The sequence below is a fragment of the Enterobacter sp. DNB-S2 genome (assembly GCF_019443845.1).
Taxonomy (GTDB): domain Bacteria; phylum Pseudomonadota; class Gammaproteobacteria; order Enterobacterales; family Enterobacteriaceae; genus Enterobacter; species Enterobacter asburiae_B.
In genome coordinates this window covers 3,882,696-3,903,727 of record NZ_CP050520.1, presented here as the reverse complement: position 1 = coordinate 3,903,727, position 21,032 = coordinate 3,882,696, and the positions used below count along the sequence as shown (strand labels likewise).

Here is a 21,032-nt window from a genome sequence, read left to right as displayed (position 1 = left end):
TCATACATGAGAGGCTCGCGGGCACCCAGCCTCATAGAGGGTTAAATCTGCTGGATTTTTTGCATCGCCCGCTCGGTGGCCGGGCGGGTCCGAATGCGCTCAAACCAGTTATTCACCGCCGGGTAAGCGGCCAGGTCAATTCGGTGTTTTTCATGCGTATTCACCCAAGGCCAGCAGGCGATATCGGCAATACTGTAATGATCGCCCCCGAGCCACGGCGTTTTCTTCAGCCGACGGTTCAGAACGTCATACAGCCGTTGAGTCTCAACCTGATAGCGTTCGATCGCGTAGGGAATGGGCTGCGGGGCGTAAGCGGTAAAATGATGATTTTGCCCCAGCATGGGCCCCAGCCCGCTCGCCTGCCAGAAGAGCCATTGCAGGGTATGGTGACGCTCGCGCAGTTCGCCGCTCAGCAGTTTGCCGGTTTTCTCCGCCAGGTAGAGCAAAATTTCACCGGATTCAAACAGGCTCAGCGGCCTGCCCCCGTCCGCTGGCTGGTTATCAATAATGGCCGGGATTTTATTATTCGGCGAGATAGCCAGAAAGAGAGGGCTGAACTGTTCGCCTTTGCTGATATCCACGCGAATGATCCTGTAATTCAGCTCGGCTTCTTCAAGAAAGAGGGTGATCTTATGGCCGTTTGGGGTAGGGGCGTAATAAAGGTCGATCATTCTCAACTCCTGTCCATGCGAATAGTGGTGCCATGACAAATGAGTATAGGTGGTTGTTGTAAATCGTGAGTTTTCATCAAGTGACAGCGAGGCAAAGAGATTATATGTTGAGTAAAAACCCGATCAGCCGATGAGGATGTTATGAACCAGCCCGTAATCACGTTGTGGTCCGATGCGAATTTCTTTTCTCCCTATGTTATGAGCGTATACGTTGCGCTGGCCGAAAAAGGACTCACTTTTACGCTGAAGACCGTTGATCTCGACGGCGGTGAGCATCTCAAGCCACAGTGGCAGGGTTACGACCTGACCCGACGCGTGCCGGTGCTGGAGATCGACGGTTTTGCCCTGAGCGAATCGTCGGCGATTGATGAATATCTGGAAGATAGGTTCGCGCCGCCCGAGTGGGAGCGGATCTATCCGCACGACCTGCAAAAACGCGCGCGGGCGCGGCAGATCCAGGCGTGGCTGCGAAGCGATCTGGTGCCAATTCGCGTGGAACGCTCAACGGACGTCGTGTTTGCCGGGGTCAAAAAGCCAGCGCTCAGCGCAGAAGGCCGTGAAAGCGCGCAAAAACTGATTGAAACCGCCACCTCGCTCCTCGCACACGGCAACCCGAACCTGTTCGGCGAGTGGTGCATCGCCGACGCCGATCTGGCGTTGATGCTAAACCGCCTGATCCTCAACGGCGATGAGGTGCCGCAGCAGCTGGTGGATTATGCCGCGTTTCAGTGGCAGCGCGCCTCCGTGCAGCGCTATGTGGCACTCTCGGCTAAGCGCGCGGGCTGATAAGCCCTGACGCTTCAGGTATGATGGGGGCAGTCTGTTTTCCCGAGGAGTGACTGATGAAACTGATGTTTGCGTCGGATATCCATGGATCGCTGCCCGCTACCGAGCGTGTCCTTTCCCTGTTTGCACAAAGCGGCGCGCAGTGGCTGATTATTCTGGGGGATGTCCTCAACCACGGCCCGCGCAACGCGCTGCCGGAGGGCTACGCCCCGGCGCAGGTCGCGGAAAAGCTCAACCCGTACGCCTCGCGCATCATTGCCGTTCGCGGCAACTGCGACAGCGAGGTGGACCAGATGCTGCTGCATTTTCCCCTTACCGCGCCATGGCAACAGGTGCTGCTGGAACAAAGCCGCCTGTTCCTGACGCACGGGCATCTTTTTAGCCCTGATAATCTCCCGGCGCTCGCGGCTGGCGATGTCCTGGTTTACGGTCATACTCATATTCCGGTTGCTGAAAAACGCGGTGAGATTTATCACTTCAATCCGGGTTCGGTCAGCATACCGAAAGGCGGTTATCCTGCGAGCTATGGCATGCTGGATGGAAATACCCTGAGCGTTATCGCACTTAATGATCAGCAAGTTATTGCGCAGGTAGCGATTAATCCGTAAGTTACACCTCAACTGCAAACGCGCCGAAAGAGCGCTTAGAAGAGAAGGTTTCCCGATGGTGGAGCAGAGTCATTTGGCAAGTACAGAGTGGGTTGACATTGTCAGCGAAGAGAATGAAGTGATCGCGCAGGCCAGCCGCGAACAAATGCGTGCGGAGCGTCTGCGCCACCGCGCAACATACATCGTTGTGCATGACGGGATGGGCAAAATTCTGGTCCAGCGCCGCACGGACACCAAAGATTTTCTCCCGGGTATGCTGGATGCCACCGCTGGCGGTGTTGTTCAGGCAGATGAAGTGCTGCTGGATTCCGCACGTCGCGAAGCAGAAGAAGAGTTAGGCATCGCCGGTGTGCCGTTTGCCGAGCACGGTCAGTTCTATTTCGAAGACGAAAACTGCCGCGTCTGGGGCGGGCTGTTTAGCTGCGTCTCCCACGGCCCGTTCGCTCTCCAGGAAGAAGAGGTGAGTGAAGTCAGCTGGATGACGCCAGAAGAGATCACCGCGCGCTGCGACGAGTTCACGCCGGATTCGTTAAAAGCGCTGGCGCTGTGGATGACCCGCAACGCCAAAAACGAATCGACCAAATCAGAGAAAGAGGAAGAAGCTGAGTAAGCGTCAGCAACTCTCTCTCAGACACAGACTGGACGCGATGGGCTTTTGATCGCGCCAGTCCCCGTCATTCAGACGCTCCAGTAGCGCTTTCCCGGCTTCAACGCCAATCTTACGATGCGGCACCGCCATCGTCGTCAGCGGCGGCTGACAGACGCGGCTCACATCGCTATCGCCAAAGCCTACCACCGCCAGATCGTCCGGCACCTTGATTCGCCTGCGCTGGCACTCGTACAGCGCGCCGCAGGCCAGCTCGTCAGAGACGCATACCAGCGCATCCAGCTCCGGCCACGCCAGCAGGAATTCTGGCAGCTGTGCCGCGCCGGTCGAGAAGCTCGGCGGCATCGCCGCGTTAATCACACGGTTCGGCGACATATGGTGGCGAAGCATGGCTTTGTACCAGCCCTGCAGATGCTGCTGGAAAATCCACTGCTCCTGGTTGGCGCAAAGCAGGCCAATATTTTGGTAGCCGCGCTTAATCACCATTTCCGTAAGTTCATACATGGCCGCTACGTTATCAATCCCGATATTCATATCAATCGGGTCGGCGCGCATGGCACCCATCTCCATCACCGGAATAGAGGCATTTTTCAGCCAGTGGCGAACGGTATCGGTATGTTCAACGCTGAGCAGGATAGCGGCGGCAATATTCGACGCCAGCAGCGTCTCCAGCAATTTCTCCTCCTGCTCAAGACGATGCTGGGATTCAGCCAGCATGATCTGATACCCGGCAGGCTGTAACACCTGCTGTAGCCCGGCGAACATCTCCGAGCATCCGGCTTCGGAGAGATTTGGCACCACCATGGCTATCGTCCACGACGACGCCGAGGCCAGCGCGCTGGCGGCAAGATTAGGCATATAACCCAGTTCCTGCACGGCAGCTTCAATTTTTTCTCGTAGTTTATCGGAAACCTGTTCGGGCGTGCGGAGTGCACGGGACACGGTCATCGTGCCCACACCGGCAAGCTGTGCGACATCGGCGAGTGTCACTTTACCGGTACTGCGCCGTTTTCGGGTTAGAGACATACACCTTCCTGCTGACCAGACGCGTTCTTCATTTCCTTCGCTTCACGTGACAGGCAGTATACGCCTTAAATCCCTTTTTTTGCTGTGATTTAGCACCGTGATCGCAATTTGATAGCGCTATCACATTTCTGCATGTTAACGGTTGGTAGCGCTATCTTTGTGATCGCGATCGCAGTCATTCAGCGATGTGTTGAATAAAGTTTGCTCATCTTTAGCGTGTAGCGGGAGTAAAAAGTGCTCAAAAAATGGATATATGATACAACCATCACGCTGCAGGACAGCGTGGAAAACTGGCCGCAGGCGCTGGAGCTGTGCGCGAAGCCGCTTCTGGATTTGCAGGTGATTGAGCCTGAATACGTCACTGCCATCATCCAGCAGCACCGCACGTTAGGACCCTATTATGTGCTGGCACCAGGGCTGGCGATGCCGCATGCGCGGCCGGAGGAAGGCGCCAAAGGACTGGGGTTGTCTTTATTAAAACTAAAACAGGGCGTCTCGTTTGGTGCCGGTGAGCTTGACCCTGTCGATGTCATTATTATGCTCGCGGCACCGGATAAACATAGCCATATCGAAATGATATCCGCACTCGCAGAATTATTTTCCAGCGACGAGGATATGGAGAAACTGCATCAGGCGAATACCCTGGAGGAAATTAAAACGATTATTGACCGCTTCTGATTTAATTTTTTAATCCGATTATTCACAACATTACGCGACAGCGTGATGGGGCGTGCTCTACTCAAAATAAGGGGACAACAATGAAAATCATGGCTATTTGCGGCTCCGGCCTGGGCAGCAGTTTTATGGTCGAAATGAATATTAAAAAGGTGCTTAAAAAACTGGAGATTGAGGCTGAGGTTGAACATTCCGATCTCTCCTCGGCCACGCCGGGCGCAGCCGATCTGTTCGTGATGGCAAAAGACATTGCGGCCAGCGCCAGCGTGCCGGAAAGCCAGCTGGTGGTGATTAACAACATCATCGACATCAACGAACTTGAAGCGCAGCTGCGCGCCTGGTTCGAAAGACAATAACCCTGATAAGGCGAGGTGGATATGTTTATCCTTGAAACGCTGAATTTCGTTGTTGATATTTTAAAAGTCCCTTCGGTGCTGGTCGGCTTAATTGCGCTTATTGGTCTGGTTGCGCAGAAAAAAGCGTTTTCGGACGTGGTGAAAGGGACGATTAAAACCATTCTTGGCTTTATTGTGCTGGGCGGCGGCGCCACGGTGCTGGTGGGGTCATTAAATCCTTTGGGCGGTATGTTTGAACACGCCTTTACGATTCAGGGCATTATTCCAAACAATGAAGCGATTGTGTCAATTGCGCTGGAAAAATACGGTGCAGCGACCGCGCTTATTATGGCCTTCGGCATGGTGGCGAATATTATCGTCGCGCGCTTTACCCGCCTGAAGTACATCTTCCTGACCGGACACCACACGTTTTACATGGCGTGCATGATTGGCGTGATCCTGACGGTGGCAGGCTTTGAGGGCGTGGGTCTGGTCTTTACCGGCTCGCTGATCCTCGGCCTGATCATGGCCTTCTTCCCGGCGATTGCGCAGCGCTACATGAAGCGCATTACCGGCAACGATGAGATTGCATTCGGCCACTTTGGCACGCTGGGCTACGTGCTGTCCGGCTGGATTGGCAGCAAGGTCGGCAAAGGCTCTCGCTCAACCGAAGAGATGAACCTGCCGAAGAACCTGAGCTTCCTGCGCGACAGCTCGATCTCGATCTCCCTGACCATGATGATTATCTACCTGATCATGGCGGTGAGCGCCGGACGTGAGTACGTGGAGGCTACCTTCAGCGGCGGTCAGAACTACCTGGTCTACGCCATCATCATGGCGATCACCTTCGCGGCGGGCGTGTTCATCATCCTGCAGGGCGTACGCCTGATTCTGGCGGAAATCGTTCCGGCCTTTACCGGCTTCTCGGAAAAACTGGTGCCGAACGCGCGTCCTGCGCTGGACTGCCCGGTGGTGTATCCGTATGCGCCAAACGCGGTGCTGATTGGCTTCCTGTTCAGCTTCCTCGGCGGGATTGTAGGCTTGTTCATCTGCGGTCAGTTTAGCTGGGTGCTGATTCTCCCGGGCGTCGTGCCGCACTTCTTCACCGGCGCAACGGCGGGCGTGTTCGGTAACGCCACCGGCGGACGCCGCGGGGCAATGATTGGCGCCTTTGCTAACGGCCTGCTGATCACCTTCCTGCCGGTTCTGCTGCTGCCGGTGCTGGGCGCCATTGGCTTTGCCAACACTACCTTCTCGGACGCCGACTTCGGCGCGGTCGGAATTGTCCTCGGCAACCTGGCGCGCTTCCTGTCGCCGCTTGCCATCACCGGACTGGTTGTGGCGTTGTTCGCGCTGCTGGTGGCGTACAACGTCTTCGCGAAAAACAAACCTGCGGGCGGTAACGCGCAGGAAAACACCGGAGCCAAATCATGAATGAGAAAGAGATAACCGAACTCGCGCGTCAGATCCGTCTTGAGACGCTGAAATCCCTGACGCAGCTGGGCTTTGGGCACTATGGCGGCAGTATGTCGGTGGTCGAAACCCTGGCCGTGCTGTACGGCGCGGTGATGAAAATCGACCCGGCGGATCCGGACTGGCCGGAGCGAGACTATTTTGTCCTGTCGAAAGGCCATGCGGGCCCGGCGCTCTACAGCACGCTGGCGATCAAGGGCTACTTCCCGGTGGAAGAGCTGAGCACCCTGAACCAGAACGGCACGCGCCTGCCAAGCCACCCGGACCGTCTGAAAACGCGCGGCGTGGACGCCACCACCGGTTCGCTGGGGCAGGGGATCTCAATTGCCGGCGGTATGGCGCTCTCGCACAGGCTGGCGGGGCGACCGAACCGCGTCTTCTGCATCGTCGGTGACGGCGAGCTGAACGAGGGGCAGTGCTGGGAAGCCTTCCAGTTTATCGCTCATCATCGCCTTAACAACCTGACGGTGTTCGTGGACTGGAACAAACAGCAGCTCGACGGCGAGCTGGACGAAATTATCAGCGCGTTCGACCTGGAGGGGAAATTCCGCGCCTTTGGCTTTGACGTGGCGACGGTGAAGGGCGACGACATCCCGGGACTGCTGGCGGTGACGTCGCGGGTCCCGGCTGCCGACGCGCGTCCGATAGTCGTCATCCTCGACAGCATCAAAGGGCAGGGGGTGCCGTACCTGGAACAGCTCAGCAACTCGCACCACCTGCGGTTGACCGCGGAGAGCAAAGCGGCCCTCAACGAGACGATTCGCCAACTGGAGGCTTCACATGATTAAGGTTGCACCGGCAGGAGAGAAAGACGCCGTTGAGATGCGTAAGGTCTACGCGGGCTTCGTGGCAAAGCAGATTGAGGCAGGAAGCGAGATTATCGCCCTGGAAGCGGATCTGATGAGCTCGATGGCGATGGACGGCGTGGCGCGCGATTATCCGCAGCACGTGATTAACTGCGGCATTATGGAGGCCAACGTCATCGGCACGGCGGCGGGGCTGTCGCTTACCGGGCGTAAACCGTTCGTTCATACCTTCACCGCGTTTGCCAGCCGTCGCTGCTTCGACCAGCTGTTTATGTCCCTGGACTATCAGCGCAACAACGTGAAGGTGATTGCCTCGGATGCGGGCGTGACGGCCTGTCACAACGGCGGGACGCATATGTCGTTTGAGGATATGGGCATCGTACGCGGTCTGGCGCATTCGGTGGTGCTGGAGGTGACCGACGCGGTGATGTTTGAGGACGTGCTGCGCCAGCTTATCGACCTCGAAGGCTTCTACTGGGTACGCACCATCCGCAAGCAGGCGCCGAGCGTGTATGCGCCGGGGTCAACCTTCACCATTGGTAAAGGCAATGTGCTGCGCGAAGGAACCGATATCACCCTGATTGCCAACGGCATCATGGTGGCGGAAGCGCTGGAAGCGGCGCGCCAGCTTGAGCAGGAGGGGGTCAGCGCGGCGGTCATCGACATGTTTACCCTGAAGCCCATCGACCGGATGCTGGTGAAAAACTACGCCGAGAAAACCGGTCGCATCGTCACCTGTGAAAACCACAGCATTCACAACGGGCTGGGATCGGCGGTGGCGGAAGTCCTGGTGGAAACCTGCCCGGTACCGATGCGGCGGGTGGGCGTCAAGGAGCGTTACGGCCAGGTGGGGACACAGGATTTCCTGCAGAAGGAGTATGGCCTGACGGCACATGACATTGTATCGGCGGCGCGAGAGCTGCTGTAAATAAAAAAGGCGACCCGTTAAGTGGTCGCCTTTTTGTTGCCCGGTAAGCGCTAGCGCCACCGGGCTTTTTAACATTACTGCTGCTGCGAAGACTGGATCGCGGTCAGCGCGATGGTGTAGACGATATCGTCAACCAGCGCGCCACGAGACAGGTCGTTCACAGGTTTGCGCATGCCCTGCAGCATTGGCCCGATGGAGATCAGGTCTGCTGAACGCTGCACCGCTTTATAGGTGGTGTTACCGGTGTTCAGATCCGGGAAGATGAACACGGTAGCGCGACCTGCAACCGGCGAGTTTGGCGCTTTGGATTTCGCAACGTCGGCCATTACGGCGGCGTCGTACTGCAGCGGACCGTCGATCATCAGGTCAGGACGTTTTTCCTGCGCCAGACGGGTCGCTTCACGCACTTTCTCTACGTCGCTACCAGCACCAGAGGTACCGGTGGAGTAGGAGAGCATTGCTACGCGCGGTTCGATACCGAAGGCAATCGCGGAGTCTGCGGACTGGATAGCGATTTCTGCCAGCTGCTCTGCGGTTGGATCCGGGTTGATCGCGCAGTCGCCGTAAACGTAAACCTGTTCAGGCAGCAGCATGAAGAACACGGAAGAAACCAGAGAGCTGCCCGGTGCAGTTTTGATCAGCTGCAGCGGTGGACGGATGGTGTTCGCCGTGGTGTGAACCGCACCGGAAACCAGACCGTCAACTTCGTCCTGCTCAAGCATCAGCGTGCCCAGCACCACGTTGTCTTCCAGCTGTTCGCGCGCAACGGCTTCGGTCATGCCCTTGCTCTTACGCAGCTCAACCAGACGGGCAACGTAGCTTTCGCGAACCACTTCAGGGTCAACGATTTCGATGCCAGCGCCCAGCTCAACGCCCTGAGACGCCGCAACGCGGGTGATCTCATCCGGGTTACCCAGCAGCACGCAGGTCGCGATGCCGCGCTCTGCACAGATAGCAGCCGCTTTAACGGTACGTGGTTCGTCGCCTTCTGGCAGAACAACGCGTTTGCCCGCTTTACGCGCCAGCTCGGTCAGCTGATAACGGAATGCTGGAGGAGACAGGCGGCGGCTGCGCTCGGAGGTTGCAGTCAGGGATTCGATCCAGTCTGCGTTGATGTAGCCCGCAACGTATTCCTGAACTTTCTCGATACGCTCGTGGTCATCAACCGGCACTTCCAGGTTGAAGCTCTGCAGGCTCAGGGAGGTCTGCCAGGTGTTGGTGTTCACCATGAAGACCGGCAGGCCGGTCGCAAACGCGCGTTCGCACAGCTTGCTGACGCGTGGGTCCATCTCGTAGGCACCGGTCAGCAGGATCGCACCGATTTCCACGCCGTTCATCGCGGCCAGGCAGGCGGCAACCAGCACGTCAGGACGGTCTGCGGAGGTTACCAGCAGGGAACCTGCGCGGAAGTGTTCCAGCATGTGCGGAATGCTGCGCGCACAGAAGGTCACGGACTTCACGCGGCGGGTGTTGATGTCGCCTTCGTTAACGATGGTAGCGTTCAGGTGACGCGCCATATCGATTGCACGGGTTGCAATCAGATCGAAGCTCCATGGCACCGCGCCCAGTACTGGCAGAGGGCTGGATTCCTGCAGCTTAGCCGGGTCAACTTTGATGACTTTCGCTTTGGAAGAGTCGTCGAAAATCTCGGACAGGTCAGGGCGAGTACGTCCCTGCTCATCCACCGGTGCGTTCAGCTTGTTCACGATCACGCCGGTGATGTTGGTATTTTTCGCGCCGCCGAAGCTGCTGCGCGTCAGTTCGATACGCTCGTTCAGCTGCTCTGGGGTGTCGGTGCCCTGAGACATCACGAAAACGATCTCTGCGTTCAGGGTTTTCGCGATTTCAAAGTTAAGAGACTGGGCAAACTGGTGTTTGCGCGTCGGGACCAGGCCTTCAACCAGCACCACTTCCGCGTCCTGCGCGTTAGCATGATAGTTAGCGATGATCTCTTCCATCAGCACGTCTTTCTGGTTGCTGGACAGCAGAGACTCAACGTGGCTCATCTTCAGCGGTTCAGCCGCTGGCAGATTGGAGTTCTTGCGAACGATAGTGGTGGTCTGGTCTGGCGCATCGCCACCGGCACGTGGCTGGGCGATTGGCTTAAAGACGCTCAGACGAACGCCTTTGCGTTCCATAGCACGGATAACGCCAAGGCTGACGCTGGTCAGGCCGACGCTGGTTCCGGTAGGGATCAGCATAATAGTACGGGACACGGTTTATCCTCTTTCGTTACCGCCGCAATTGGGCGGGTTACAAAACAGCACCGCCAGCATTGCTGGCGGTGTGGAATCAGGCAGTCAGGCGGTGCGCGTCTTGCGCAATGACCAGTTCTTCGTTAGTTGGGATAACGAGAGCAGGGCGGGTGCCTTCTTTGTTGATGAAGCCAGACTTGCCGAAGCGGGCAGCCAGGTTACGCTCGTGATCAACGTCGAAGCCCAGAACGCCCAGTTTGCCCAGGGACAGTTCACGAACCATTGCCGCGTTCTCACCGATACCACCGGTGAAGATAACCGCGTCCAGACGACCGTCCATCAGCGCAGTGTAAGAGCCGATGTACTTCGCCAGACGGTGGCAGTAAACGTCCATTGCACGTTTAGCGTCTTCTTTCTCTGCGTAGTTGTCTTCAACGTAACGGCAGTCGCTGGTGACTTCGGTCAGACCCAGCAGGCCAGACTCTTTGGTCAGCATTTTGTTGATCTGGTCAACGCTCATGCCCAGGGTGTCGTGCAGGTGGAAGATGATCGCCGGGTCGATGTCACCGGAACGGGTACCCATCACCAGACCTTCCAGCGGGGTCAGACCCATGGAAGTATCAACACATTTACCGTTGCGGATAGCAGAAACAGAACCACCGTTGCCCAGGTGGCAGGTGATGATGTTCAGTTCTTCAACCGGCTTGTTCAGAACTTTTGCGGCTTCCTGAGTTACATAGAAGTGGCTGGTGCCGTGCGCGCCGTAGCGACGTACGCCGTGTTCTTTGTACAGGCTGTATGGCAGGGCATAGAGGTAAGACTCTTCCGGCATGGTCTGATGGAACGCGGTGTCGAATACGGCCACGTTTTTGTCTTTCAGATTCGGGAAGGATTTCAGCGCTTCAGCGATACCGATCAGGTGAGCCGGGTTGTGCAGCGGTGCGAAGGACGCAGAGTCCTTGATGCCCTGGATCACAGATTCGTCGATCACGACGGAGCTGGTGTATTTTTCGCCGCCGTGGACGATACGGTGACCAATCGCAGTCAGCTGAGCAGACAGTTCTGGTTTTTGTGCCAGAATAGTGTTAACGATAAAGTTCAGCGCTTCACTGTGAGCGGCGCCTGCACCTAAAGCCGCTTCTTGTTTGCTGCCGTCCATCTTCCACTTGATACGTGCTTCAGGCAGATGGAAACATTCGGCCAAACCAGAGAGGTATTCGTCACCGTTGAGCGCATCGATGATGGCGAATTTCAGTGAGGAGCTACCGCAGTTCAGAACCAGTACTAACTTACTCGACATGGAAGTACCTATTATTGATACGTGGCTAAAAAAACGTCAGTGAGTCTAACAGCGTAACGCATGAGGACTCAGACATTTATGATTAACATCATGCCAAACGAACATTGTGGCATGATGGAAGAAATAACTATGATTTTATGCCATTTTGCACAATTTTCAGCCAATGGCATAATATGCAATAATTTGACGAGTTAATGATTCTCGTCTAGGGCCCTATCAGGCTGGCACAGGATACCCGATACGGGGTAGAGATGACAAAATATTTTGAACGTTGTCATAGCTTGTTGTGGTTTTGCACGAAAATTTTAATTTTTACATGTGAAGTTGAGGTACAGCCATGTCGACACCAGAGAACCCGTCCGTAAATTTCTTTAGTCTGTTTCGTCGGGGACAGCATTACGCAAAGACGTGGCCGATGGAAAAGCGCCTTGCGCCAATGTTCATTGAGAATCGCACCATCCGCGCTACGCGCTATGCGATTCGCTTTATGCCGCCTGTCGCTGTCTTTACGCTGTGCTGGCAGATTGCGTTGGGCGGGCAGCTTGGTCCTGCAGTCGCGACGGCGCTCTTCGCCTTAAGCCTGCCGATGCAGGGCCTGTGGTGGTTAGGTAAACGCTCCATCACTCCGCTTCCCCCTTCTATTTTACACTGGTTTTATGAAGTGCGCGGAAAACTGGAGGAGGCCGGACAGGCGCTCGCCCCGGTCGAAGGCAAGCCGGACTACCAGGCGCTGGCGGACACGTTAAAGCGCGCTTTTAAGCAACTGGATAAAACATTCCTCGATGATTTGTGATTGATCATCGAAACGACGACGAAAAGAAGGCACAGTAACAATCAGTTACCGTGTCTTTTTTTTAAAGTGCAATGCGCTACAGGAGTCGAAAGATGGAAATGACCCATGCTCAACGTCTGATTTTGTCCAACCAGTACAAGATGATGACTATGCTTGATCCCGATAACGCTGCGCGCTACAGCCGCCTGCAAACCATCGTCGAACGCGGTTTTGGTTTGCAAATGCGCGAACTGGACCGCGAGTTTGGCGAGCTGAAAGAAGAAACCTGTCGCATCGTGATCGACATTATGGAGATGTATCACGCCCTGCACGTGTCCTGGACGAATCTCAAAGATCAGCAGTCCATCGACGAGCGCCGCGTGACCTTCTTAGGCTTTGATGCCGCAACGGAAGCGCGTTATCTGAGCTATGTTCGCTTTATGGTGAATACAGAAGGGCGCTATACCCACTTTGACGCGGGCACCCACGGCTTCAACGCGCAGACCCCTATGTGGGATAAATATCAGCGAATGCTAAGCGCGTGGCACGCCTGCCCGCGTCAGTACCATTTAAGCAGCAACGAAATTCAACAAATCATTAATGCCTGACGGAGGTGCGTGTGCAGTGTAGAGGTTTTCTGTTTGATCTGGACGGTACGCTGGTGGATTCGCTGCCGGTTGTGGAGCGTTCCTGGTGCCATTGGGCTGACAGACATGGCATCGACCATCAGGACGTGCTGAATTTTATCCATGGCAAACAGGCCATCACCTCGCTACGGCACTTCCTGGCCGGACGCTCTGAGGACGAAATTCAGGCGGAGTTCAAATACCTGGAACACATTGAAGCCACGGATATGGACGGCATCACAGCCTTACCGGGCGCTCGCGAGCTGCTTGAGCATCTGAACGAAGCGCAGATCCCGTGGGCTATCGTTACCTCAGGCTCCATTCCCGTCGCCCACGCCCGTCACAAGGCGGCTGGTCTGCCGACGCCAGAAGTGTTTATCACGGCGGAGCGCGTAAAGCGCGGTAAACCGGAGCCAGACGCTTTTTTACTGGGCGCTGAACTGCTGGGCCTCGCCCCAGAAGAGTGCGTGGTGGTGGAAGACGCGGCCGCTGGCGTACTGGCCGGGCTGAACGCCGGAAGCCACGTTATTGCGGTGAATGTTCCGGCGGGATCTCCCCGCCTGGAGGAGGCAGACTTTGTGCTGGATTCGCTGACGGCGCTGGCTGTTTCGAAAGCCTCTGACGGGGTTGTAACCGTCTCGCTAAAAATGTAATCACATGATATAGCCCCACATTGCTGGGGCTTTTTTATGGCAAAATTCCTCATCTCCCACTGACAAGGACATGTTGTGAACGGTGAACTGATTTGGGTCCTGAGCCTGCTTTTAATCGCCATCCTTCTTTTTGCAACGGGCAAGGTACGCATGGACGCCGTCGCCTTGTTTGTCATCGTCGCGTTTGTGCTGAGCGGTACGCTCACGCTGCCGGAAGCCTTCTCCGGGTTTAGCGATCCCAACGTTATCCTGATTGCCGCCCTTTTTATTATTGGTGATGGGCTGGTGCGTACCGGCGTGGCGACCATCATGGGGTCGTGGCTGGTGAAGGTGGCGGGCAGCAGCGAAACCAAAATGCTGATCTACCTGATGGTGACCGTCGCCGGGCTGGGAGCGTTTATGAGCTCAACGGGCGTGGTCGCCATCTTTATCCCGGTGGTGCTGAGCGTCTCCATGCGGATGCAGATCTCGCCGTCGCGCCTGATGATGCCCCTGAGTTTTGCCGGTTTGATCAGCGGCATGATGACGCTGGTGGCAACGCCGCCGAACCTGGTCGTCAACAGTGAGCTGATCCGGGAAGGATTCCAGGGCTTCAGTTTTTTCAGCGTCACCCCGCTTGGGCTGGTCATTCTGGTGATGGGCGTGGTCTACATGCTGCTGACCCGGTTTGCCCTGAAAGGTGAAAAACAGGACAAAAATAAAGAAGGGTGGAAGCGACGCACCTTCCGCGATCTGATTAAGGAGTACCGCCTTACCGGGCGCGCGCGCCGTCTGGCTATTCGCCCCGGCTCGCCGATGGTGGGACAGCGTCTTGACGACCTGAAGCTGCGTGAGCGCTATGGCGCAAACGTGATTGGCGTAGAGCGCTGGCGTCGTTTTCGCCGGGTTATTGTCAACGTCAACGGGGTGTCGGAATTCCGCGCGCGGGATGTCCTGCTGATTGATATGTCCACCGCGGACGTGGATCTGCGCGAGTTTTGCAGCGAGCAGCTGCTGGAACCGATGGTACTGCGCGGGGAGTATTTCTCCGATCAGGCACTGGATGTCGGCATGGCCGAAGTATCGCTGATCCCGGAATCGGAACTGCTGGGCAAAACCGTGCGGGAAATGGGGTTCCGAACCCGCTATGGCCTGAATGTCGTGGGGCTGAAGCGCGATGGCGTAGCGCTGGAGGGGGCGGTGGTGGATGAGCCGATCCTGCTGGGCGATATCTTCCTCGTTGTCGGTAACTGGAAGCTGATTAGCCAGCTCGGGCAAAAAGGTCGCGATTTTGTAGTGCTCAACATGCCTGTCGAGGAGAGCGACGCGTCGCCTGCGCACAGCCAGGCGCCCCACGCGATTTTTTGTCTGGTGCTGATGGTGGCGCTGATGCTGACCGATGAAATCCCCAATCCGGTCGCGGCAATTATCGCCTGCCTGTTGATGGGGAAATTCCGCTGCATTGACGCCGAAAGCGCGTATAAAGCTATTCACTGGCCGAGCATTATCCTCATTGTCGGGATGATGCCTTTTGCCCTGGCGCTGCAAAAAACCGGCGGGGTGGATCTGATCGTTAGAGGCTTAATGGACGTTGGCGGCGGGTATGGGCCGTACATGATGCTGGTCTGTCTGTTCATTATGTGCGCCACCATCGGTCTGTTTATCTCCAATACCGCGACGGCGGTACTGATGGCGCCGATTGCGCTGGCGATGGCCAAATCTATGGGCGTGTCGCCGTATCCCTTTGCGATGATGGTCGCAATGGCGGCCTCCGCGGCATTTATGACGCCGGTCTCTTCACCGGTGAATACGCTGGTGCTGGGGCCCGGGAATTATAAGTTCAGTGATTTCGTGAAGCTGGGCGTGCCGTTCACCGTGCTGGTGATGGTGGTGTGCGTGGTATTGATACCGGTCCTGTTCCCGTTCTGATAATTTTGCCGGGCGGCGGCTGCGCCTTACCCGGCCTGTAACCCGCAGGCCCCGCAAACGCAGCGCCGCTGGGCAAACAGATTACAAAGGTGAATCCTGGCTAATCTCATCCAGCGACAGATGGAAGCTCGGCACAAACACCTGCATAAAATAGTCCATCTCTTCGCTGCGGCGAGATTCCAGCGTTTTTTCCAGACGCGTTTTTGCCAGTAAAAATTCGTTATTCCCCGCAGACAGCTCTTCCAGACACTTCAGATAGGCGCAGAGCGCGTCGGCCTGCTTGACCAGCGACTTTTCATCTTCCGTGTACTGATGCTCATCGATGAGCGGCTCAAAAATGTCGCGCAACTCATCCGGCACCATGTCAATCAGCTTCTGCTGGGCAATTTTCTCGATGGCCTTATATTCCTGCGCAATTTGCGAGTTGAAATATTTCACCGGCGTGGGCAGGTCGCCGGTCAGCACTTCCGACGCATCGTGGTACATCGCCAGCAGGGCGATGCGCTCTGGATTGACCTGGCCGTTGAATTTGCGGTTTTTAATGGCGGCCAGCGCATGAGCAACCATGGCAACCTGCAGACTGTGCTCTGACACGTTCTCTGTGCGCACGTTGCGCATCAGCGGCCAGCGGTTGATGAGTTTCAGGCGGGAGAGGTGGGCGAAGAAATGACTCTGACTCATAGGTTACCTTTTGTCTTCACTGCGACAGGCGTTCATTGTGCGGGGAGGGGAGGGAAGATGCAAATCAGGCTACCGAAGTAGCCTGATTTTAAGATTACTGATGGTATCCGGAGAGGAAGCGCCCGAAGCGGCTGATGGCCATTTCGAGGTCATCTTCGCGCGGCAGCGTCACGATGCGCACGTGATCCGGCCACGGCCAGTTAAACGCCGTCCCCTGAACCAGGAGCACTTTTTCCTGAAGCAGGAAATCCAGCACCATTTTCTGGTCGTCATGAATATTGAAGCGCTTCGCGTCAATTTTCGGGAACATATACAGCGCGCCATTCGGCTTCACGCAGGAGACGCCCGGGATATCGTTGATCAGCTCCCACGCGCGGTTGCGCTGTTCATACAGGCGACCACCGGGAACGATGAACTCGCTAATGCTCTGATAGCCGCCGAGCGCCGTCTGGATCGCGTGCTGCGCCGGCACGTTGGCGCATAAACGCATCGAGGCCAGCATCTCCAGCCCTTCGATATAGCCTTTGGCGTGCTTTTTCGGACCGTTTAATACCATCCAGCCCTGACGGAAACCGGCCACGCGATAGGTTTTAGACAGGCCGTTAAAGGTGACGGTCAGCAGGTCCGGAGCCAGCGCAGCGATTGAGTGGTGCTGTGCCGCGTCGTACAGGATCTTGTCGTAGATTTCGTCGGCAAAGATGATCAGGTTGTGCTGGCGGGCGAGCTCGACGATCTCCATCAGCAACTCTTTTGAGTACACTGCACCCGTCGGGTTGTTCGGGTTAATGATCACGATGCCGCGCGTGCGGGGCGTGATTTTTGCGCGAATATCATCGAGGTCCGGGAACCAGTCGGAGGACTCGTCGCACAGATAGTGCACGGCTTTCCCGCTCGACAGTGATACGGCAGCCGTCCACAGCGGATAGTCCGGCGCGGGAACCAGCATTTCGTCCCCGCTGTTCAGCAGCGCCTGCATCGCCTGCACGATCAGTTCGGAAACGCCGTTGCCGATATAGATATCTTCAACGGTCACATCACGCATACCGCGTGCCTGGTAGTGCTGCATGATGGCTTTACGTGCGGAGTAAAGTCCTTTTGAATCGCAATAGCCTTGTGCAGTAGGAAGGTTGCGGATCACATCAACCAGAATTTCATCCGGCGCTTCAAAACCAAATGGCGCAGGGTTACCAATGTTGAGTTTCAGAACCTTGTTGCCTTCCTCTTCAAGGCGTTTTGCCTCTTTCAGAACCGGGCCGCGGATGTCATAACAGACGTTATCTAGCTTGCTGGATTTTTCGATAGGGGACATGAACCTTTAACCTTTTCGCTATTATTGCCGCTCCCTGCCGTGGAAGTCAGCACGGAATAATGTACTCCCCCCTCGCTTCGTTTTGAAGGGTGTGCAGTAGAAGATTTTGTGCCGGGAGCAAAATTTTGATAAATCTTTTTCGCTGTGCGTTAGCTTTTTTACTGTCTTAAAGTTGTGCGCATGGCACGATGATAGGTTAAATGTGCTATTCATTTGTCAGAATTCTGTATATTGTGCTGGTAAAAATAAGTGGTGAACCTGACAAGGGTAGCAATCACCCTGCGTGACTTTTCGTAAAACCTGAATGCTTGATACATGTTCCTGTAAAAGCGTAATGTGGCTAAAAGTTACTCATGTGAAATTAATGTTAAGTGCCATTAATGAATGGTCTTAATCTAAATTAAAATTTATTTATTATTAACCTATAAAATGCAACTTTAGTTAATTTTAATAAAATTAGTTTAGAAGCTTAACATTCTTCTTTAATCCTCAATATTGCAATAAGACTTATAAATAAAGTGGATTTGGGTTAAGATGTCTTTAAGGAAAGCAGAGGACAGATGCAAGAATTTTGTATATCTGGCACTGACTTTTCGAATTAATTGATTGTTATTGTTGGAGTTATCTCTGGCTGGAATGTGTCGCACATCTCCTGCTACGTTGACAGCGCTGCGATAAAGATGGCAGAAAAGGTGTTATACCTTTAATGTAATTTACATAAACCTGCGAACATCTAAATATCCTGAACGTTTAAGAGAATAAAAATAACGTCATGAAACGTGCTTTCTGACTGTTGATATAAAGCAGCACAATAACTATCTGTCAGGCAGTCTGCCGGGCCGGGATGCGAGGGAAAACCTTCAGAGGGAATTGCTTAACTGTTACACACAGCTTCAACCCGGGCAGCTCCGCACGAGCAACCTGAAAGTGAATAGATATGATAAATGCAAATCGTCCGATAATGAATCTCGACCTCGATCTGCTGAGAACGTTTGTTGCGGTCGCCGATCTCAACACTTTTGCAGCAGCTGCTGCCGCCGTTTGCCGAACTCAGTCCGCCGTTAGCCAGCAAATGCAGCGGCTGGAGCAACTGGTTGGTAAAGAGCTTTTTGCACGTCACGGGCGTAATAAGCTCTTAACGGAACACGGTATTCAGCTACTGGGTTATGCCAGGAAAATTCTTCGCTTTAATGATGAAGCATGTATGTCATTAATGTTTAGCAACCTTCAAGGGGTGCTAACGTTAGGCGCATCTGATGAGTCAGCGGATACTATATTGCCGTTTCTTCTCAACCGTATTAGTTCGGTTTATCCGAAGCTTGCGCTGGACGTTAGCGTAAAACGTAATGCCTTTATGGTTGAGATGTTAAATGAGCATAAAGTCGACCTTGTGGTGACGACGCATCGTCCCGGGCAGTTTGATTGCCTGACGCTGCGCACATCACCTACGCACTGGTATTGCGCAGCCGAGTACGTGCTGCAAAAAGGGGAGCCGGTTCCGCTGGTCTTGCTGGATGACCCGAGCCCGTTCCGCGATATGGTGCTCACGGCGCTGAATGAGGCCAACATTCCGTGGCGTCTGGCGTATGTGGCTTCCACGCTGCCAGCGGTTCGTGCCGCCGTGAAGGCCGGTCTGGGCGTAACGGCCCGTCCGGTAGAGATGATGAGCCCCGATCTGCGCGTTCTGGGGAAATCCGACGGTCTTCCTGCGCTGCCGGATACGGAGTATCTGCTCTGCCACAATTCGTCCAGCCATAACGAGTTGGCCAAAGTGGTGTTCGAGGCGATGGAAAACTACCATAACCCGTGGCAATTCGAGCGCGTTACCTCCGAAGGGGGGGATGACTCCCTGATCGTCGAAGGGGATTTTGAGTGATCGATAGCTCAATATTCTGGTAACAAAATGTAAGTGTAAAAAACAGCCACTCGTGTGATTTTCACATGCAGTGGCTTTTTTTACGCAATAATACCCGCTTATGGCGCAAGGGTTTTCAGGATACTCTCTTATTTATCAATAAGCTGAATACTTTTGCTTAAAACTTGTCCGTTTTCCGTTCTAACTTCGCCCATATCCCTCTCATGTTAAAAAAACAGGAAATATGTTGCCGTTTTCCATGTTGAATTAACAAAAGCGTGTCGCAGATCAAGAAAATACTCCTATTTGGGGGGAGGAATCGTTGGCAAATCCTGTCAAAATAGGAGGGTTATTTTTTTTACTTCCGAAACGGACACGATTCAACAACATACATTTGACGGAAAGTCATGCACCCACCAGGGTTAAAGGGCACCAAATGTTAATGAGAATCGCTCGATGTAATTTAATGTGAAGAAACCTTTGTTAAAGTTGACAATAGGTTATAGAAAGGAGTAAAAACCCCCATCATTTTGCTGTCTACGTCTCATTTCTGACAGTTAGTGTAAGGTTATTTGTTCCTCCCCATGAATCGATGTGATGCCCATCTGCCAGCAAGAGCAGTGTCGTTGGTATCACTTTTGATGAGTAAGCAATGAGTATGTCAACATCCACAGAAGTCATCGCTCATCACTGGGCATTCGCAATCTTTCTTATTGTAGCCATTGGCCTGTGCTGCCTGATGTTAGTCGGCGGCTGGTTCCTGGGCGGTCGCGCCCGTGCAAGGCACAAAAACACACCTTTCGAATCAGGTATTGATTCAGTAGGTTCCGCTCGCTTACGCCTGTCTGCCAAGTTCTATCTGGTAGCCATGTTCTTCGTCATCTTCGACGTGGAAGCGCTTTACCTTTTCGCATGGTCAACGTCCATCCGCGAAAGTGGTTGGGTGGGCTTTGTCGAGGCCGCAATTTTCATTTTAGTGCTACTGGCCGGTCTGGTTTATCTGGTGCGTATTGGCGCGCTTGACTGGACGCCTGCGCGTTCACGTCGTGAACACATCAACCCGGAAAACAGTATCTCTAATCGTCAGCAGTAACAGCGAGGCAATAAGATGGATTATACGCTCACCCGCATAGATCCTAACGGTGAGAATGACCGTTACCCCCCGCAAAAACAGGAGATCGTAACCGACCCCCTGGAGCAAGAAGTCAATAAAAGCGTGTACATGGGCAAGCTCGAACATGCCATGCACGATATGGTCAACTGGGGTCGTAAGAACTCCATCTGGCCTTACAACTTTGGCCTTTCTTGCTGCTACGTTGAAATGGTGACGTCATTCACTGCGGTGCATGACGTTGCGCGTTTTGGGGCCGAGGTACTCCGTGCTTCCCCGCGTCAGGCTGACCTGATGGTGGTTGCCGGTACGTGCTTTACCAAGATGGCACCTGTTATTCAGCGTCTGTATGACCAGATGCTGGAGCCAAAATGGGTTATCTCCATGGGCGCATGTGCAAACTCTGGCGGTATGTACGACATTTATTCCGTCGTGCAGGGCGTAGATAAATTTATCCCAGTGGATGTGTACATCCCGGGTTGTCCGCCACGTCCGGAAGCCTACATGCAGGCGCTGATGCTGCTGCAGGAATCTATTGGTAAAGAACGTCGCCCACTGTCGTGGGTTGTTGGCGATCAGGGTGTGTATCGCGCGAACATGCAGTCTGAGCGCGAGCGTAAACGTGGTGAACGTATTGCCGTCACCAATCTGCGTACGCCTGACGAAATTTAATTTGCGCCTGTAGGCCTGGAGAACACCTTCGCATA

21 protein-coding genes are annotated in these 21,032 nt (G+C 54.7%); 15 read left to right on the top strand and 6 right to left on the bottom strand.

Features of this window, described 5'->3' with window-relative positions; translation table 11 throughout:
- Nucleotides 1-41 precede the first annotated feature (41 nt).
- On the bottom strand, nucleotides 42-671 hold the full coding sequence (yfcG, locus tag HB664_RS18620; RefSeq protein WP_219939971.1) for a GSH-dependent disulfide bond oxidoreductase: 630 nt from the start codon (nucleotides 669-671) through the stop codon (nucleotides 42-44).
- A gap of 141 nt (nucleotides 672-812) precedes the next feature.
- Between yfcG and yfcF the strand changes: the two genes are divergently transcribed.
- The 3 genes from yfcF to yfcD are packed head-to-tail and all read left to right on the top strand — an operon-like array spanning nucleotide 813 to nucleotide 2,675.
- Nucleotides 813-1,457: a glutathione transferase gene (yfcF, locus tag HB664_RS18615; RefSeq protein ID WP_214538576.1), complete on the top strand. Its 645-nt coding sequence runs from the start codon at nucleotides 813-815 to the stop codon at nucleotides 1,455-1,457.
- A gap of 56 nt (nucleotides 1,458-1,513) precedes the next feature.
- Nucleotides 1,514-2,065: a phosphodiesterase gene (yfcE, locus tag HB664_RS18610; RefSeq protein ID WP_032659187.1), complete on the top strand. Its 552-nt coding sequence runs from the start codon at nucleotides 1,514-1,516 to the stop codon at nucleotides 2,063-2,065.
- Nucleotides 2,066-2,120: 55 nt separating this feature from the next.
- Nucleotides 2,121-2,675, top strand: coding sequence for an NUDIX hydrolase YfcD (yfcD, locus tag HB664_RS18605; protein ID WP_023312551.1), 555 nt, complete (start codon nucleotides 2,121-2,123; stop codon nucleotides 2,673-2,675).
- A 3-nt stretch (nucleotides 2,676-2,678) separates the two neighbouring features.
- Here the strand turns inward: yfcD and HB664_RS18600 are convergent, their stop codons facing one another.
- On the bottom strand, nucleotides 2,679-3,698 hold the full coding sequence (locus HB664_RS18600; RefSeq protein ID WP_126329804.1) for a LacI family DNA-binding transcriptional regulator: 1,020 nt from the start codon (nucleotides 3,696-3,698) through the stop codon (nucleotides 2,679-2,681).
- 234 nt (nucleotides 3,699-3,932) lie between these two features.
- Here HB664_RS18600 and HB664_RS18595 point away from each other — a divergent pair, with 234 nt between their 5' ends.
- The 5 genes from HB664_RS18595 (at nucleotide 3,933) to HB664_RS18575 (ending at nucleotide 7,915) form a co-directional block, all read left to right on the top strand.
- Complete coding sequence (locus HB664_RS18595) at nucleotides 3,933-4,376, top strand: PTS sugar transporter subunit IIA (RefSeq protein ID WP_219939970.1); 444 nt, start codon at nucleotides 3,933-3,935, stop codon at nucleotides 4,374-4,376.
- Nucleotides 4,377-4,456: 80 nt separating this feature from the next.
- Nucleotides 4,457-4,729 (top strand): PTS sugar transporter subunit IIB, encoded by a 273-nt coding sequence (locus tag HB664_RS18590; protein ID WP_003861447.1) that lies wholly within the window; start codon nucleotides 4,457-4,459, stop codon nucleotides 4,727-4,729.
- Nucleotides 4,730-4,750: 21 nt separating this feature from the next.
- Nucleotides 4,751-6,142, top strand: coding sequence for a PTS ascorbate transporter subunit IIC (locus tag HB664_RS18585; RefSeq protein ID WP_023312548.1), 1,392 nt, complete (start codon nucleotides 4,751-4,753; stop codon nucleotides 6,140-6,142).
- Nucleotides 6,139-6,969: a transketolase gene (locus tag HB664_RS18580; protein ID WP_033146083.1), complete on the top strand. Its 831-nt coding sequence runs from the start codon at nucleotides 6,139-6,141 to the stop codon at nucleotides 6,967-6,969. Before HB664_RS18585 ends, HB664_RS18580 begins: the two co-directional genes overlap by 4 nt.
- The gene (locus HB664_RS18575; protein ID WP_023312546.1) at nucleotides 6,962-7,915 is read left to right on the top strand and encodes a transketolase family protein; all 954 of its coding nucleotides are present in this window, start codon (nucleotides 6,962-6,964) and stop codon (nucleotides 7,913-7,915) included. Before HB664_RS18580 ends, HB664_RS18575 begins: the two co-directional genes overlap by 8 nt.
- Before the next feature lie 74 nt (nucleotides 7,916-7,989).
- Here the strand turns inward: HB664_RS18575 and pta are convergent, their stop codons facing one another.
- Both pta and ackA read right to left on the bottom strand, forming a co-directional pair.
- Nucleotides 7,990-10,131 carry a phosphate acetyltransferase gene (pta, locus tag HB664_RS18570; protein WP_023312545.1) on the bottom strand — a complete coding sequence of 714 codons (2,142 nt, stop codon included), beginning with the start codon at nucleotides 10,129-10,131 and terminating at the stop codon, nucleotides 7,990-7,992.
- Between the two features lie 76 nt (nucleotides 10,132-10,207).
- On the bottom strand, nucleotides 10,208-11,410 hold the full coding sequence (gene ackA, locus HB664_RS18565) for an acetate kinase (protein WP_033146081.1): 1,203 nt from the start codon (nucleotides 11,408-11,410) through the stop codon (nucleotides 10,208-10,210).
- Nucleotides 11,411-11,747: 337 nt separating this feature from the next.
- On the opposite strand from ackA, the gene yfbV reads away from it, so the two are divergent.
- The 4 genes from yfbV (at nucleotide 11,748) to HB664_RS18545 (ending at nucleotide 15,369) form a co-directional block, all read left to right on the top strand.
- A complete protein-coding gene (yfbV, locus tag HB664_RS18560; protein WP_023312543.1) occupies nucleotides 11,748-12,203 on the top strand; it encodes a terminus macrodomain insulation protein YfbV in 456 nt (151 codons plus the stop codon).
- 92 nt (nucleotides 12,204-12,295) lie between these two features.
- A complete protein-coding gene (locus tag HB664_RS18555; protein ID WP_008502874.1) occupies nucleotides 12,296-12,790 on the top strand; it encodes a YfbU family protein in 495 nt (164 codons plus the stop codon).
- A gap of 11 nt (nucleotides 12,791-12,801) precedes the next feature.
- The gene (locus HB664_RS18550; protein ID WP_219939969.1) at nucleotides 12,802-13,461 is read left to right on the top strand and encodes a sugar phosphatase; all 660 of its coding nucleotides are present in this window, start codon (nucleotides 12,802-12,804) and stop codon (nucleotides 13,459-13,461) included.
- A 75-nt stretch (nucleotides 13,462-13,536) separates the two neighbouring features.
- On the top strand, nucleotides 13,537-15,369 hold the full coding sequence (locus HB664_RS18545; RefSeq protein WP_213787813.1) for an SLC13 family permease: 1,833 nt from the start codon (nucleotides 13,537-13,539) through the stop codon (nucleotides 15,367-15,369).
- A gap of 81 nt (nucleotides 15,370-15,450) precedes the next feature.
- Here HB664_RS18545 and yfbR read toward each other — a convergent pair whose 3' ends face one another.
- Nucleotides 15,451-16,050 (bottom strand): 5'-deoxynucleotidase, encoded by a 600-nt coding sequence (gene yfbR, locus HB664_RS18540; RefSeq protein WP_023312539.1) that lies wholly within the window; start codon nucleotides 16,048-16,050, stop codon nucleotides 15,451-15,453.
- A gap of 94 nt (nucleotides 16,051-16,144) precedes the next feature.
- Nucleotides 16,145-17,359: an alanine transaminase AlaA gene (gene alaA, locus HB664_RS18535; RefSeq protein WP_008500204.1), complete on the bottom strand. Its 1,215-nt coding sequence runs from the start codon at nucleotides 17,357-17,359 to the stop codon at nucleotides 16,145-16,147.
- Nucleotides 17,360-18,296: 937 nt separating this feature from the next.
- Here alaA and lrhA point away from each other — a divergent pair.
- The 3 genes from lrhA to nuoB all read left to right on the top strand — a co-directional run bounded on the left by lrhA (nucleotide 18,297) and on the right by nuoB (nucleotide 20,997).
- A complete protein-coding gene (lrhA, locus tag HB664_RS18530) occupies nucleotides 18,297-19,235 on the top strand; it encodes a transcriptional regulator LrhA (protein WP_029741933.1) in 939 nt (312 codons plus the stop codon).
- A 631-nt stretch (nucleotides 19,236-19,866) separates the two neighbouring features.
- Nucleotides 19,867-20,307 carry an NADH-quinone oxidoreductase subunit NuoA gene (gene nuoA, locus HB664_RS18525; protein ID WP_014171000.1) on the top strand — a complete coding sequence of 147 codons (441 nt, stop codon included), beginning with the start codon at nucleotides 19,867-19,869 and terminating at the stop codon, nucleotides 20,305-20,307.
- Between the two features lie 15 nt (nucleotides 20,308-20,322).
- Complete coding sequence (nuoB, locus tag HB664_RS18520) at nucleotides 20,323-20,997, top strand: NADH-quinone oxidoreductase subunit NuoB (RefSeq protein ID WP_219939968.1); 675 nt, start codon at nucleotides 20,323-20,325, stop codon at nucleotides 20,995-20,997.
- Nucleotides 20,998-21,032 lie beyond the last annotated feature (35 nt).

Bases quoted from the DNA above. Each gene is read 5' to 3' on its own strand.
- yfcG (WP_219939971.1), bottom strand. From the start codon at position 671: ATGATCGACCTTTATTACGCCCCTACCCCAAACGGCCATAAGATCACC.
- yfcF (WP_214538576.1), top strand. From the start codon at position 813: ATGAACCAGCCCGTAATCACGTTGTGGTCCGATGCGAATTTCTTTTCT.
- yfcE (WP_032659187.1), top strand. From the start codon at position 1,514: ATGAAACTGATGTTTGCGTCGGATATCCATGGATCGCTGCCCGCTACC.
- yfcD (WP_023312551.1), top strand. From the start codon at position 2,121: ATGGTGGAGCAGAGTCATTTGGCAAGTACAGAGTGGGTTGACATTGTC.
- HB664_RS18600 (WP_126329804.1), bottom strand. From the start codon at position 3,698: ATGTCTCTAACCCGAAAACGGCGCAGTACCGGTAAAGTGACACTCGCC.
- HB664_RS18590 (WP_003861447.1), top strand. From the start codon at position 4,457: ATGAAAATCATGGCTATTTGCGGCTCCGGCCTGGGCAGCAGTTTTATG.
- HB664_RS18585 (WP_023312548.1), top strand. From the start codon at position 4,751: ATGTTTATCCTTGAAACGCTGAATTTCGTTGTTGATATTTTAAAAGTC.
- HB664_RS18580 (WP_033146083.1), top strand. From the start codon at position 6,139: ATGAATGAGAAAGAGATAACCGAACTCGCGCGTCAGATCCGTCTTGAG.
- HB664_RS18575 (WP_023312546.1), top strand. From the start codon at position 6,962: ATGATTAAGGTTGCACCGGCAGGAGAGAAAGACGCCGTTGAGATGCGT.
- ackA (WP_033146081.1), bottom strand. From the start codon at position 11,410: ATGTCGAGTAAGTTAGTACTGGTTCTGAACTGCGGTAGCTCCTCACTG.
- yfbV (WP_023312543.1), top strand. From the start codon at position 11,748: ATGTCGACACCAGAGAACCCGTCCGTAAATTTCTTTAGTCTGTTTCGT.
- HB664_RS18555 (WP_008502874.1), top strand. From the start codon at position 12,296: ATGGAAATGACCCATGCTCAACGTCTGATTTTGTCCAACCAGTACAAG.
- yfbR (WP_023312539.1), bottom strand. From the start codon at position 16,050: ATGAGTCAGAGTCATTTCTTCGCCCACCTCTCCCGCCTGAAACTCATC.
- alaA (WP_008500204.1), bottom strand. From the start codon at position 17,359: ATGTCCCCTATCGAAAAATCCAGCAAGCTAGATAACGTCTGTTATGAC.
- lrhA (WP_029741933.1), top strand. From the start codon at position 18,297: ATGATAAATGCAAATCGTCCGATAATGAATCTCGACCTCGATCTGCTG.
- nuoA (WP_014171000.1), top strand. From the start codon at position 19,867: ATGAGTATGTCAACATCCACAGAAGTCATCGCTCATCACTGGGCATTC.
- nuoB (WP_219939968.1), top strand. From the start codon at position 20,323: ATGGATTATACGCTCACCCGCATAGATCCTAACGGTGAGAATGACCGT.